This is a genomic window from Lactococcus sp. AK05 (assembly GCF_041026685.1).
GTDB lineage: Bacteria > Bacillota > Bacilli > Lactobacillales > Streptococcaceae > Lactococcus > Lactococcus lactis.
The window spans coordinates 363,452-376,764 of the sequence record NZ_JBFTEI010000002.1 but is presented as its reverse complement, the minus strand read 5'-3'; the positions used below and the strand labels follow the sequence as shown (position 1 = coordinate 376,764).

Below are 13,313 nucleotides of genomic sequence, written 5' to 3'. Positions count from 1 at the left end.
TTTGGAAAGTAAGAGAATGGTAGAAAAACTTTGGGGAGGACGTTTTGAGGCGTCACTAGATAAACAAACGGAAGAATTTGGAGCATCAATTAAATTTGAGCAACGACTTGCTCCTTTTGATTTAAAAGGCTCATTAGCTCATGTAAAGATGTTGGGTGAAACAGGAATTATTACTACCGAGGAATCCCAAAAAATTGCCGAAGGTCTGAAAAAAGTAGAAGAAAAGCTTCTTAATGGCCAAATTGAATTCAAGATGGAAAATGAAGATATCCATATGAATATGGAATCTTATCTTCATCAAGAAATTGGTCCACTAGCTGGTAAATTGCATACGGCTCGCTCTAGAAATGATCAAGTGGCAACAGATATGCATCTATACCTCAAAAGTATCTTAGAGGCCGTTTTAGAAGCTTTAAAAGGGTTAAGAGAAACAATTGTAAAGCTCGCTGTAAACCAAATTGACACTATTATGCCTGGTTATACTCATTTACAACATGCACAACCGATTTCCTTTGGTCAACATCTAATGGCTTATTATCAAATGCTGACACGTGATTTTGAACGTTTTGAATTTAATGTTAAGCATACAGATATGAATCCTTTAGGAGCGGCAGCTCTAGCTGGGACAACGTTTCCGATTGATAGAATGTTGACGACAAAATTACTTGGTTTTGAGAAGGCTTATGATAATTCAATGGATGCGGTCAGTGACCGTGACTTTATTTTAGAATTTCTCTCAAATGCAAGTTTGTTAATGATGCACTTATCAAGATTTTGTGAGGAACTTTTACTATGGTCTAGTCATGAATTCAAATTTGTCAGTCTGTCTGATGCATATTCTACGGGTTCTTCTATTATGCCACAGAAAAAGAATCCAGATATGGCAGAATTAATCAGAGGAAAAACAGGCCGCGTTTATGGAAATCTTACAGCTTTATTGACTGTGATGAAAGGTTTACCTTTAGCTTATAACAAAGATTTGCAAGAAGATAAAGAAGGAATGTTTGATAGTGCTGATACTATAATAACTTCTTTAACAGTTATGAATGGGATGTTGTCAACTTTAACTGTAAACCGTGTAAACATGGAAAAATCAACTGAACAAGATTTTTCTAATGCGACAGAGTTGGCCGATTACCTTGCAGCAAAGGGCCTTCCTTTTAGAAAAGCTCATGAATTAGTTGGTCTCTTAGTATTAGATTGTATAAAAAAAGGAATTTACCTCCAAGATGTAAATTTACAAGATTATCAAATGCTATCTCCATTAATCAATGAAGATGTTTATGAAGTTTTAAAATCAAGAACGGCAGTTTCAAGAAGAAATTCTCTAGGTGGTACAGGATTTGAATCAGTTAAAAAACAAATAGAAGAAGCAAAAAAAGAACTTCAAATTTGAAGTTCTTTTTTATAATTAGTTTTTTACAGCAAGTGATTTAGTATGTGTAAAGTAGTTTATTAAATTAAAGACAACCAGAATTGCTGAACCCACAAAGACATAACGATAGTCAATAAATCCAGCAATAGCTGAACCAAGTAAGGGACCTGCAAAAGCACCAATTGATTGAGCAGATTGATTATAAGAGAAAATTCGACCAGTAATAGCTTGAGGAGATTCTTTTGCTAAAATTGCTTGCACTGAAGGGAGAATTGCTGCATCAGAAACTCCGACAAGTAGTCGCATAACAATTAAAAACCAAACATTAGTTGTCATTGCTGTGATTGAGAAGACGATTAGTGAAAAGAAAAGTCCAAAACCTAGGATTTTTCTTTGACCAACTTTATCGCCTAGACGACCTAAGAATGGAGCAGCCACTAATGTAACGATTCCTGGGGCAGCAGCGACAATTCCGGCCATGAAAGTAATGTTTCCTTGACCATGCATAAGTTCTTGGACATAGAGTGAAAGAACAGGATTAATCGATTGATTGGTCATTTGAGTAATGAGGGTTGCAAAAAACATGCCCCAAATAATGGATGGGTGAGTAACAACTTCCCAAACTTGTTTATAGGAAAGCATGTTTTTCTTCTCAACGGGCTTAAATGTTTCTTTGACAAAAAATAAAGCAAGGAAAAAGACGAGAAACATAATGATTCCTGTGACGCTAAAAACGCGACGATAACCAGTTATATTAACAAGTATTCCGCCAATGATTGGACCGATAAGAGTTCCAGCAACAGATCCTGTTGTAAGGAGCGATAAGACGGCCCCTGATTTTTCCTTTGGTGCAGAACTGGCCATTAAGGCCATTGAATTAGAAACAAAACCGGAAAAGGCCCCAAGTAGCATGCGTAAAATAAGCAATTGCCAAGCAGCTGTAACAAAAGCCATTAATGAAATTGAAATTGCCATCCCAAGAGAAGCGCGTAAGAGCATCAATTTCCGACCTTTCTGGTCAGCTAATCTTCCCCAAAGGGGAGAAACGATTGCTAAAACAATAAAAGTGGATGAGAAGACCAAGCCTGACCAGATGTTTAATTCCGTTTTTGAGTAATGGCCAAGTGTACTGATGTAAAGTGATATAAAAGGGGCGATAAGGCTTGAACCTATCCCCGTCATAAATGTCCCAAACCAAAGGACAATTAAATTTCGTTGCCATGATTCTTTCATAAGTGAATGTCCTTCTTTCTTGATGTATTCATAATAATATTATAAAACTATTGTTCGTAGTTTGTCAATAATGGACCATTGCTTGAAAAAGATTGAGAATAGTTTTATACTGATAGTAAGATAGTTTGAATCGACTATAAAAGTTCAAACTTCGAGTAAACTTTCGGCATCGAAAGTATTGAAAGGAATCCAATTATGGCAAGGATTGCATTGACTCGTGATAAAATTGTTCAAGCTACTATTGAACTAGCTGGTAAAATTGGTCTCTCTAATGTTAGTTTTCCGCGCTTAGCTGAGTATTTTGGAATTAAAGCTCCGTCACTTTATAATCATTTTAAAAATATGGAAGAAGTACGTGTGGCAACGGCAGTCTACCTCCAAAAAGAATTAAACTATGAACTAACTCATGCAATGGTGGGACTAACTCCTTTGGCAGCACTTAGGGCTTATGCTGAGAGTTATAAAAAATTTGCTGAAAAATATGAAGCAGTTTATGAACTTATTAATGTAATACATCAAACAAATAATGGAGAACTTGAATATTTAGCAAAAGAAAATATTCGTTTGGTTCGACGAAGCTTGGAAAATTTTCATTTGTCAGAAGAAGAAAATTTTCATATCAGTCGGATGTTTCGCTCAACGCTTCATGGATTTATCACTTTAACACAATTAGGATATTTCCGTCAGTCTGGATCAATTTCTAAAGAAGAATCCTTTACTTACATGGTCAATCATCTGCTTAGTCGTCTAGATAATCCAGAAAATATTTAAAAATACCATGTTAAATACATGGTATTTTTAAATGCTAAATGTAACTGTTAATCCCTTCAATAAAATAGAACGTTTTCAGGTGATATAGTGACTTTTTAGCAAGTTTATGGTAAAATTAATACGATAATTTCTAAAATGGGAGAGAGTGGCTTGGCTATAAAAAAAACATATCGCGTTAAACGCTCAAAGGATTTTGACCAAATTTTTTCAGCGAAACATAGCTTTGCCAATAAAAAATTTGTGGTCTATAAATTAAACACAAATCAACCTCATTTTCGTGTAGGTCTATCAGTAAGCAAAAAGCTTGGTCATGCGGTTTTACGTAATCGAATTAAACGTCTTTTACGCCATGCCATTGCTGAATTTAAGCCTTATTTGACAGATGAAGATTTTGTAATTATTGCACGTTCGGGTGTTGAAACACTTAGCTTTGAGGAAGTAAAGAAAAATCTAAAACACGTTTTGAAGTTGTCAAAAATCTATGTGGATGGAGAAAACGATTGAAAAAGAAATTTAGTTTGATCGCAATGGCAGGGGCAGCTCTTTTGTTGCTTACAGCTTGTGGAACAACAGCTGTGACAAGTAGTTCAACCAACCTTTGGGACCAAATTGTATATGGCTTTGCACAGGTTATTCGTTTCTTGTCATTTGGTGGTTTGACCGGAGTTGGTATTATTTTATTCACGATTGTTATTCGGGCAGCATTGCTTCCCTTGATGAATATCCAAATCAAATCTAGCCAACGTATGCAAGAAATTCAGCCAGAAATCAAAAAAATTCAGGCTAAATACCCAAGCAAAGATATGGAATCTCGTCGTTTGATGAACGAGGAAATTCAAAAACTTTATGCAGAAAATAAAGTCAACCCTTACATGGGTTGTTTACCACTAGTTGTTCAAATGCCAGTGCTATGGGCACTTTATCAAGCCTTGTCTCGTGTGGACTTTTTGAAACACGGAACTTTCCTATGGTTTGAAATTGGTGCTAAAGACCCTACTTTTATTTTGCCTATATTGGCTGCGGTCTTTACTTTCTTGAGTTCATACTTGATGATGAAATCTGCTCCAGAAAGAAATGCAATGACAACTTCAATGACTTATATCATGCCTATTTTCATCTTGATTATGGGGGTTAACTTTGCTGCTGGGATTGCACTCTACTGGGTAATCTCTAATGCTTTCCAAGTATTCCAAACAATGTTGTTGGCAAATCCATACAAAATTATTGCGGCGCGTGAAGCTAAGGTACAGGTCGAAAAAGACAAAATTAAAGCTCGCGAAAAAGCATTGAAGAAAGCAAGAAAAAAATAAAAAATACCATTGGCAGTTTTTATTTTAATTTGGAAGTTGTGCTAGAAATTGTCAATAGGCTTTATCATATGACAGGAGTAGTTTTATTATGGCTATTTTTACTGGTGAAACGGTCGAAGATGCAATCGAACGTGGCTTAAATCGCTTAAATGTTAAGCGTGAAAATGTTCATATTCATATTGAACAAAAAGAAAAAAAGGGTTTCTTAGGATTTGGAAAGAAACGGGCTCGGGTTAATATTGAGCCAATCCATGAAGAAACAGTGCGTAAAGCTGACCATTTAGCAGAACGTGGTGTGGATGATACAATTAATCTTGGTGTGCCTAAGTCACAATCTGCTATGGAAGCAACACTTGAATTAAGCCAAGTGGTTAAAGCTGTCCGTGCGGCTGAGAGAGAACAAAATGGTGAAATCACTGAAGAAGAGCGTAATGCGATTATTGAAGTGGCTAAAAAGACGGTTGTTCAAAATCGTCAAGGAACAGCAGACCTCTCTGATGTGGTTTCTGCTGTTAAAGAAGAAGTTGAAGCGAAGAAAGAAGTTTCAAACGAAGATGAAAAAATTGCTTCAAAAATTTCAAGCTATTTAACAACTATCACACAAGAAATGGGAATTGCAACGCGTGTTTCAGTTTCTCGTGACGGAAATTTAACAGTTTTCAATTTGACTTCTAATCATGATGCTTTGCTTATTGGCAAACATGGTAAAATTTTACAAAGTTTGCAAATTTTAGCAAAAGCTTACGCTAATAGTATTTTGAATACACGAATGAATATTGCTGTTAATGTGGGTGATTATCATGAAAAACGCAAAGCTTATATCGTAAGCCTTGCTCATCGTGCAGCTGAACGTGCGCGTGGCGGTGAAACTGTCTATATTAATGATTTACAGTCTAATGAACGTAAAATTGTTCACACTATTATTGGTCAGGAAAATGGTGTATCAAGTCATTCAGAAGGACAGGAATATAATCGCTATATTGTTGTGACTAAAGAGATTTAGCCTTGACAAAAGACCTTTCATAGTGTAGAATTGTAAGGTATGCTTTTAATAGCAGTAAAAAGATGAAAGGAACACCGAAAAGGTGGAGCTACTTTCAACCAAAAGTGAAGTAGCCCAGGGACTTATATAAAATGAAACGTACTTACCAACCACACAAAAAATCTCGTAAGACTACTCACGGATTCCGTAGCCGTATGGCAACTAAAAACGGACGTCGTGTCCTTGCAGCTCGTCGTCGTAAAGGACGTGCTTCACTTACAGTTTAATTTGTAAATGAAATTGAAATCAGCTTATGGCTGATTTTTTTTATTTGATTATTCCTAAATAAAGCGGGAGTCGGTTGATGATTAAATATATTTTGTTAAACGGTTTCATTAATTGTGTTATAATGGTTTTATTAAATAATTAGTGAAATTTTTTCCTTTGTTGATTGAAGATAAGGTGAAATCTCACACTTAAAGGAGAGTTTTGTCGTGAAAAAATTCAAAATTGGTGAACTTGAAGCTTCTCAAATTATTTTAGGTTGTATGAGAATTAATGAAGAGGGAAAAGATCCGGTTGCTGTAATTGAAAAATCAGTGGAGCAAGGGATAAATTTCTTTGACCATGCTGATATCTATGGGGGTGGAGCTTGTGAATCGATTTTTGCAGATGCTCTAGAAAAATCGTCAGTAAAACGAGAAGATATTATTTTACAGTCAAAATGTGGAATTGTTCCTGGAAAAATGTTCGATTTTTCAAAAAAACATATTATTGAATCGGTTGAGGGGAGTTTATCTCGTTTAAAAACTGATTATTTGGATACTTTGCTCTTGCATCGTCCAGATACTTTAGTCGAACCTGAAGAAGTAGCTGAGGCTTTTTATGAATTGGAAAAAGCAGGGAAAGTACGTTATTTTGGGGTTTCTAATCAAAATCCTGGTCAAGTTGAACTGTTGAAAACAGCGGTGAAAGAGCCATTGTTATTTAATCAATTACAGTTTGGCTTGAAACATACGGGAATGATTGATGCTGGGATTCATGTAAATATGAGTGATGAAGGTTCTTTTGTTCATGATAATGGAATTTTAGAGTATTCTCGTATTAATAAGATGACTATTCAGGCTTGGTCACCTTTCCAATATGGTTTCTTTGAAGGCGTCTTTGTTGGAAATGAAAAATTCCCTGATTTGAATAAAAAATTGGAATTTTATGCAGAAAAATACAATTCTACTCCAACTGGAATTGCTGTCGCTTGGATTAATCGGCATCCTGCCAATATCCAAACAATTATTGGAACGATGACATTGAGCCGAATTGAAGAAATTGCTGCTGCTTCAGATATTGCCTTGGAACGTGCGGAATGGTACGACTTGTACATGGCAGCTGGAAATATTTTACCTTAAATATAATTAAAGAAGGAGACTAGTTTAAAAAAACTAGTCTTTTGATTACTTTTTTGGGAGGAAATCTGATGGATTTTTCTAAATATTTCAAGAAAAAGAATGACAGTAAGGTAAAAATTTTTTCAAAGTTAGAAATTTTTGAGAAAGTGAATGATGAAGAATTGATAGAGGTCTCTGGAGGAAATTTTTCTAGTAATCTTCGACAAAAAAGGCTTATAGCGGGGCTGACACAAAAAGAACTTGGGAAACTGCTTTATTCGAGTAAACAAGCTGTCTGTAATTGGGAGCACGGCCGACGTGAACCAAGTTTAGAACTTGTCCAAGAGATGGCAAATGTATTTAAATGTTCAATAGATGATTTGTTAAAAGATAGTGAAAATATAAACTAAAAGTAAACAAAAAGAATACTAAAACACCATTGACTAAATATTCAGAAAAGTTTAAAATATACTTGTAATTAATTACGGAGATCCCGAAATTTGATGAGCCTTTCTAGTGGAAATGTATATTGACTAAAAATGCTCAAAACGAGTCCGATTGGGCTAGAAAGTGTGTTTTTATGGAATTGCAAACTATTTTTGAAGAATTTGAAGTGTTGACTGATGAGGAATTGATGGAAGTTAGTGGAGGGACAAATACTAATTATCAAAATTGGATTTCGCCACTACTTGATATTGGTTCTGAAGGTGATATTTATTCTCGTTACTAGTATCTTTTACTAGTCCTACTGTATTTTGTAAAGGGTTGTTAATATGACTTATCAATCCTTTTTTTGGGGGCCTTTATGATTGAACGTATAAAAAAATCTTTACAGACTAAATTAAAAGTAGTTTTATTGCTATTAGTGACATTGATTCTCTACAACGGTTGGGAACCTGGACTAGATATTTTTCCACCAACTTTCTATGATTTTACTTTTAATTATTATGGACTTGTAGATATTTTAACTTTTTTAGTAATAATAGTTATTGCTTATAAAAATGATGCTTTTAAAAAGATTTTTGATATATTTCGTCCAAAAAGTTTGTTATTTATTCTATTTTTTATTGTTGGTGGAAATATTTTTATTGCTTTGGCACATCATTTATATTTTCAGATGATACCAGCTTTAGAAGCTTTTCCAGAACATTCAATAGATTTGGCAAACTATCTTGCACGAACTCCTTTTTGGACGCATTCATTAGATTTATTCGTGATTGGACCGATTAGTGAAGAGTTGATTTTTCGGGAATATCTTTATCGACTTTTTGATAAAAAATGGTTGGCTTATTTTGTGAGCGTCACTGTGTTTGCATGGGTCCATACTGGTTTTACTTGCTCTTTCTTTTTTTATCTACCTATGAGTTTAGTTGTTACTTTGGCCTATCACCGGCGTAAAGCAATTGGGGAAAGTATCGCTCTTCACAGTTCAATAAATCTGATAAATACTTATTTACCAAATTTATTAAGCTTTTGGGTATTCTGAGTAACTAGTGATTAGGCTTCTTATTCTTTGGTAATTTTCAAATTAAAATTCGTCTTTTATTTAAAATTTAAAAGTCTTTACAGAAGGCTTTTATTTACTTTAATGGAGAAAACGGTTGAATTCAAGCAAAAAATAACGTATAATTAACATGTATCTAAGAAATTTTTAATGGGATATTTCTGTCAGTAAATAAAATGATTGTCTTCTAAAAATGTGGACATCAGTTGGCTGACGGGATGGAAATTATTGATTTTTAGTTTAATCTGGCTTTACAGATAAATTTAAAGGAGGTGTCTTATGAGTTTTACAGATGAAACAGTCCGTTTTGAATTTGGTGATTCGGACAAGAAAGAAATTGGCGAAACACTCGTTGATGTTTACAATGTGCTTGAGGCTAAGGGTTACAATCCTATCAATCAAATCGTGGGTTATGTTTTGTCGGGAGACCCTGCTTATATCCCTCGTCATGATGATGCGCGTAATAAAATTCGCCGTTTTGACCGAGATGATATTGTTGAGGAATTAATCAAGAATTATTTGAAAGATAATGGTGTCAATTTATAGTGTTTGCACGAATTTTAGGGCTTGATGTCGGAACAAAAACTGTGGGAGTTTCTGTCAGTGATTTACTTGGGATGACCGCTCAACCTGTTGAAACCATTAAGATTGACAGTGAAGCTGGTGAGCTTGGCTTTGAACGTTTGGGCGTTTTGATTAAAGAATACAAACCTGAAAAGGTAGTTCTTGGTCTTCCAAAACATATGAACGGTGATGAAGGGATTCGTGCCGAAGCATCACGGGATTATGGTACAAAATTAGCCAATGAATTCGGTTTGGAAGTCGCTTATCAAGACGAACGATTGACAACTGCGCAAGCTGAAAAAGTATTGATTGATGGTGGTGTGCGTCGTAAAGATCGCAAAAAATCAATTGATAAATTGGCTGCTGTTTTGATTTTACAAAATTATTTGGATGCTCATGCATTAAAATTATAATTTTTGGTTTACTGATGAACGCTTTAGTTTATTTGTAAGTATAAAAATACTGACAAGTATTCGTAGGATTTTCTGTCAGTAAAAGTTGTCTATTTATTTTATTATGAATAGCAGAAAATTCCTCTAATTAAGGATGAAGAAAAGGAAATAAAATGACTCATACACATGATCACGAACATGACCATAATCATGAACCTGACTATATTACTTTGGTTGATGAAAATGGAAACGAAAGCTTGTTCCAAATTTTGATTACCATTGATGGACAAGAAGAATTTGGCAAAAACTATGTTGTTTTACAACCTACTGAGTTTGAAGAAGATGAACAAGGTCTTATCGATGTTTTGGCTTACTCATTTACTGAGAATGCTGACGGTACTGAAGGTGATTTGCAACCAATCCCTGAAGATGCTGAAGATGAATGGGATATGATTGAAGAAGTCTTCAATAGCTTTATGGATGAACAAGAAGATTAAAATAAAAAGCTGTCATTAACTGACGGCTTTTTTATTTCTTTAAGAAACTTATGAGGGATATTGTAGCAAGCATAGCAACGCAAACTAAGCCGATAGGAGGCCAAAACCAAACGATAACAATAGAAAGAAAGTTGATGAGAAAAAGATTTCTACCTGAAAGACTGTGTGTGAGTTCTTTGTATTCTTTATCAGGATTTTCTTTGAGCAGCTCATGGTCCATAAGGTGAAAAACAGCCGCCCAGAGAAAAATAACAATCAAATAGAAAAATTCAGGGAGAAACTCACTTGCATGTTTTCCGACCCAACCCGTGGTGAAGGGGAAAAATGACATAATGAATAGCCAGAGCGTATTCAATAAGAATATTCGAGGAGTAATATTTTTAATATCACGATAAAGTTGATGGTGATTATACCATACGGTCATAATCATAAAAAAGCTTAAAGCATAGGCTAGAAGTGGGATGGCTAATTCTGCCAGAGCAGGCCAGCCACTTTTATCAGGGGTTTTAAATTCTAAAACCATAATCGTTGCAATGATGGCAATAATAGCATCTGTAAAGGCCAAAAATCTTTCTTTTTCCATGGAATTATTTTATCATAAATGTTAAGATTTGCTTACGCTTTTTTCAAAAAACAATAAAAAAGTTGCTGACTAATCTGTCAGTAACTTTTTTATTTATTTTTTAAATTTACGCTTTAAACCATTTTTAGAGACATCTTTAATGACTTTGTTACGTAAGCCTGGTTCATAGTTATCATAAATTGTTCCGTCAAAATTAATAATTTGAGCATTATGATTTTTGTCATCAAAAATAAATTTACTAATCATTTGAGCTGTTTCTTCAGGAGATTTTACAAACGGACTATCCCCAACTTTTGCACCGTTCAAATCTGTTGCAACTGCACCAGGCATAACAGCAAAGATTTGTTTTTTAGATTTATCTTTTTTGAATTGATGACCAAAAGCAAAGGTCATGGCATTTTGTGCAGCTTTTGAAGTGACATAAGCAAGTGGCATCCAATATTCTTGAGAAACAGGTACGGTGATGTTAATAATTTTAGCGTTTTCTGTCAGTGAATGTGGAAGAAGTTCTTTGATCACAGCATGTGTTCCCAAAAAATTGGTTATAATTGTTTCTTCTAAATCAGTTGTTGAATAATCAAAAGCTGATTTTTCCATATCAAGGTGCCCTTTATCTGAATGAATATTCCCAGAAATTCCAGCATTATTAATAAGTAAATCAATATCTGTCAGTGCTGACAGACTCGTCAATTGATTTAAGTCATCTAAATCTACTTTGACAAATTTGGCAGTAATTCCTTCGGCTTTCAGCTTTTCAACGGCTTCTTGTCCACGCGTTTCATTACGGGCTCCGACCAAGACTTCATAGCCGCGATGACCAAGGTTTTGAGCAAGTGCAAAACCAATTCCTTTATTTGCGCCAGTGATAAGTGTTTTCATGATTTTTCTCCTTTGAGTTTTAGTTGTCGCCTTTAGACATTTGTTGCTGGTCAATTAGATTGGCCTTTAAAAACCAGTGACGGTGCCAATCTCCAGCTAAAGCGGTAAAGGGAACAGGTTGTTGACCTATTTTTTCTACTTTTTCTAGTAAATAATTTCGTAAAATCCAAGTGTCTTCGAGTGTTCTTTGTTTAAGATTAAATATTTTTTCAAGTTTTACTTCGCTAATTTTTAAATCATTAGCAATTTCAGATTTGCTAAGTCCTGTGAATTCAAAATTTTTACGGAGTTCTTTTTTGGTATTATGCATTTGAAGGGGATTAAGTGACATTTTTCTTCTCTAATCTTTCATTTTGGGAAAATAATTAGTGAGCATTTGTTGAGAAAGTAGTTTGGTGTTTTCGTCACTATTTACTTTGCCCATTTGGTGAAGTTGTTTAGCAAAACCAGCGTCAATCCGGTCTAAGCCATTTTCAAGTCCGGCTAAAGTTTCACTAATTAAGTCTGAAAGTGCCATGTTATTGGGTGCGTCAGTATTTGTATGGCTTTCGAGATTTGTTTCAGCAACTAATGGTGGAACTAATTCGATGACTTTTAAAGTCTTTTCAAAATATTTAGCTTGTTCTCGAAGCGCATCAGAGTAAAAATGAACCCCAGCTTTGGTCAAATTGTAAATAGGGTGTGCACCGTCAGCCAGATTTGATAATCCTGATGAAACATTAATGACTAGTCCATTATTTGCGACAAGGATTTTCAAAAATGCTTGTGTCACAGCAATTGTTCCTAATAAATTAATATGAATTTCTTCTGTCAGTACTTCCAGAGAATTGTCAGCTTGTTCAAATAAATTAATCGCACGCATAATTCCGGCACAGTTCATAATGACATCAAGTTGAGGGAAATTTTCTTTGATGAAGTTGACTAATTGGGGGAGGGAGTCTTTGTCAGCAACATCACTGACAAATCCTGTAAAAGTTGGATTTTCATTCAAAATTTGATTAAGACGTTTTTCATTTCGGGCGGTAATGATGACTTTATTTCCTAATTCGGAAAACTTTTTAGCAAAACCAAGTCCGATTCCGCTTGTACCACCTGTGATTAAAATCGTATGTCCTGTAAATGTCATGATTTCTCCTTTTTATGAGGTTATTTTTTTTAACTTTTATAACCAACAAAATGAATTATAAACCAGAAAGTTATATTTGTCAAGAATTATAACTTGTGTTACAATTAATTTATGAATACACGTGAAAAGATATTAGGAAAAACAGAAGAATTTATCTTAGAGAATGGAATAGAGAAACTCACCATTTCAAAAATTGCTAAGGAACTCAATATTAGTCAACCAGCTATTTATAAGCATTTTAAAAGTAAAGATGAACTTTTAACAATACTTGCCCTTCGTTGGCTCAATGGTCAGACACTTGTAAAAATATTTCCTTTTGACACAAGCAAGTATGAACATCAAAAAGAGATTGTTCATGACTGGCTCTGGTCAGTCGCCATTGCCAAATATGAAGCACATCGAAAAACTCCAGAAATGTTTGCCTTATACACAACCTACATTGGAGAAAATTTAGAATTGGGGCGTAAACATATTTTAGAAATGGTTGAGAGTCTAAAGACAGCTGCTAAATTTGAAAGTGAAGAGGAAGCTGCTGCATATATTCAAGCTTTTGTTTATTTTCATCACCCAAAAATTGCCCCACAGTGGGATGACCAATTTCAAAATCAATTTGAAAATCTCTGGACTTTGCTTGAACCGAATTTAAATGCCTTTTAAAGTTACTGACAGACTTTTTGGATTTCTGTCAGTAAAAAAACCTGTCAATTGACAG

19 protein-coding genes are annotated in these 13,313 nt (G+C 34.6%); 14 read left to right on the top strand and 5 right to left on the bottom strand.

Annotated features, from left to right (window positions below; genetic code table 11):
• The first annotated feature begins 16 nt into the window (after window positions 1-16).
• Window positions 17-1,396, top strand: coding sequence for an argininosuccinate lyase (gene argH / locus AB6B24_RS06395; RefSeq protein WP_003131811.1), 1,380 nt, complete (start codon window positions 17-19; stop codon window positions 1,394-1,396).
• Between the two features lie 15 nt (window positions 1,397-1,411).
• Here the strand turns inward: argH and AB6B24_RS06390 are convergent, their stop codons facing one another.
• Window positions 1,412-2,608 carry a multidrug efflux MFS transporter gene (locus AB6B24_RS06390; RefSeq protein WP_311843984.1) on the bottom strand — a complete coding sequence of 399 codons (1,197 nt, stop codon included), beginning with the start codon at window positions 2,606-2,608 and terminating at the stop codon, window positions 1,412-1,414.
• A gap of 195 nt (window positions 2,609-2,803) precedes the next feature.
• Between AB6B24_RS06390 and AB6B24_RS06385 the strand changes: the two genes are divergently transcribed.
• From AB6B24_RS06385 to AB6B24_RS06330, 12 genes are all read left to right on the top strand, one after another.
• Window positions 2,804-3,379 carry a TetR/AcrR family transcriptional regulator gene (locus tag AB6B24_RS06385; RefSeq protein ID WP_047206428.1) on the top strand — a complete coding sequence of 192 codons (576 nt, stop codon included), beginning with the start codon at window positions 2,804-2,806 and terminating at the stop codon, window positions 3,377-3,379.
• Between the two features lie 135 nt (window positions 3,380-3,514).
• Window positions 3,515-3,883 (top strand): ribonuclease P protein component, encoded by a 369-nt coding sequence (rnpA, locus tag AB6B24_RS06380; protein WP_003131815.1) that lies wholly within the window; start codon window positions 3,515-3,517, stop codon window positions 3,881-3,883.
• Window positions 3,880-4,689 (top strand): YidC/Oxa1 family membrane protein insertase, encoded by an 810-nt coding sequence (locus AB6B24_RS06375; RefSeq protein ID WP_010905140.1) that lies wholly within the window; start codon window positions 3,880-3,882, stop codon window positions 4,687-4,689. Before rnpA ends, AB6B24_RS06375 begins: the two co-directional genes overlap by 4 nt.
• Before the next feature lie 88 nt (window positions 4,690-4,777).
• Complete coding sequence (jag, locus tag AB6B24_RS06370) at window positions 4,778-5,692, top strand: RNA-binding cell elongation regulator Jag/EloR (protein WP_047206431.1); 915 nt, start codon at window positions 4,778-4,780, stop codon at window positions 5,690-5,692.
• 131 nt (window positions 5,693-5,823) lie between these two features.
• Complete coding sequence (gene rpmH / locus AB6B24_RS06365; RefSeq protein WP_003131818.1) at window positions 5,824-5,958, top strand: 50S ribosomal protein L34; 135 nt, start codon at window positions 5,824-5,826, stop codon at window positions 5,956-5,958.
• Window positions 5,959-6,165: 207 nt separating this feature from the next.
• Window positions 6,166-7,077, top strand: a complete 912-nt coding sequence (locus tag AB6B24_RS06360; protein ID WP_311805466.1) for an aldo/keto reductase — start codon at window positions 6,166-6,168, stop codon at window positions 7,075-7,077.
• Between the two features lie 68 nt (window positions 7,078-7,145).
• A complete protein-coding gene (locus AB6B24_RS06355; protein ID WP_038598532.1) occupies window positions 7,146-7,466 on the top strand; it encodes a helix-turn-helix transcriptional regulator in 321 nt (106 codons plus the stop codon).
• Between the two features lie 170 nt (window positions 7,467-7,636).
• Window positions 7,637-7,786, top strand: a complete 150-nt coding sequence (locus tag AB6B24_RS06350; protein WP_311805463.1) for a bacteriocin class II family protein — start codon at window positions 7,637-7,639, stop codon at window positions 7,784-7,786.
• 75 nt (window positions 7,787-7,861) lie between these two features.
• On the top strand, window positions 7,862-8,542 hold the full coding sequence (locus AB6B24_RS06345) for a lysostaphin resistance A-like protein (RefSeq protein ID WP_311805461.1): 681 nt from the start codon (window positions 7,862-7,864) through the stop codon (window positions 8,540-8,542).
• A gap of 297 nt (window positions 8,543-8,839) precedes the next feature.
• On the top strand, window positions 8,840-9,106 hold the full coding sequence (locus AB6B24_RS06340) for an IreB family regulatory phosphoprotein (RefSeq protein ID WP_003131820.1): 267 nt from the start codon (window positions 8,840-8,842) through the stop codon (window positions 9,104-9,106).
• A complete protein-coding gene (gene ruvX, locus AB6B24_RS06335) occupies window positions 9,106-9,537 on the top strand; it encodes a Holliday junction resolvase RuvX (RefSeq protein WP_003131821.1) in 432 nt (143 codons plus the stop codon). Before AB6B24_RS06340 ends, ruvX begins: the two co-directional genes overlap by 1 nt.
• 152 nt (window positions 9,538-9,689) lie before the next feature.
• Window positions 9,690-10,013: a DUF1292 domain-containing protein gene (locus AB6B24_RS06330; protein ID WP_003131822.1), complete on the top strand. Its 324-nt coding sequence runs from the start codon at window positions 9,690-9,692 to the stop codon at window positions 10,011-10,013.
• A gap of 31 nt (window positions 10,014-10,044) precedes the next feature.
• On the opposite strand, the gene AB6B24_RS06325 is transcribed toward AB6B24_RS06330, so the two are convergent.
• The 4 genes from AB6B24_RS06325 to AB6B24_RS06310 all read right to left on the bottom strand — a co-directional run bounded on the left by AB6B24_RS06325 (window position 10,045) and on the right by AB6B24_RS06310 (window position 12,601).
• Complete coding sequence (locus tag AB6B24_RS06325) at window positions 10,045-10,596, bottom strand: TMEM175 family protein (RefSeq protein ID WP_311805459.1); 552 nt, start codon at window positions 10,594-10,596, stop codon at window positions 10,045-10,047.
• A gap of 93 nt (window positions 10,597-10,689) precedes the next feature.
• Window positions 10,690-11,475: an SDR family NAD(P)-dependent oxidoreductase gene (locus AB6B24_RS06320; RefSeq protein WP_311843985.1), complete on the bottom strand. Its 786-nt coding sequence runs from the start codon at window positions 11,473-11,475 to the stop codon at window positions 10,690-10,692.
• 19 nt (window positions 11,476-11,494) lie between these two features.
• Window positions 11,495-11,806 (bottom strand): DUF2316 family protein, encoded by a 312-nt coding sequence (locus tag AB6B24_RS06315; RefSeq protein WP_311805455.1) that lies wholly within the window; start codon window positions 11,804-11,806, stop codon window positions 11,495-11,497.
• 9 nt (window positions 11,807-11,815) lie between these two features.
• A complete protein-coding gene (locus tag AB6B24_RS06310; protein WP_311805453.1) occupies window positions 11,816-12,601 on the bottom strand; it encodes an SDR family oxidoreductase in 786 nt (261 codons plus the stop codon).
• A 111-nt stretch (window positions 12,602-12,712) separates the two neighbouring features.
• Here AB6B24_RS06310 and AB6B24_RS06305 point away from each other — a divergent pair, with 111 nt between their 5' ends.
• Window positions 12,713-13,258, top strand: coding sequence for a TetR/AcrR family transcriptional regulator (locus AB6B24_RS06305; protein ID WP_010905153.1), 546 nt, complete (start codon window positions 12,713-12,715; stop codon window positions 13,256-13,258).
• The last annotated feature ends 55 nt before the right edge of the window (window positions 13,259-13,313 follow it).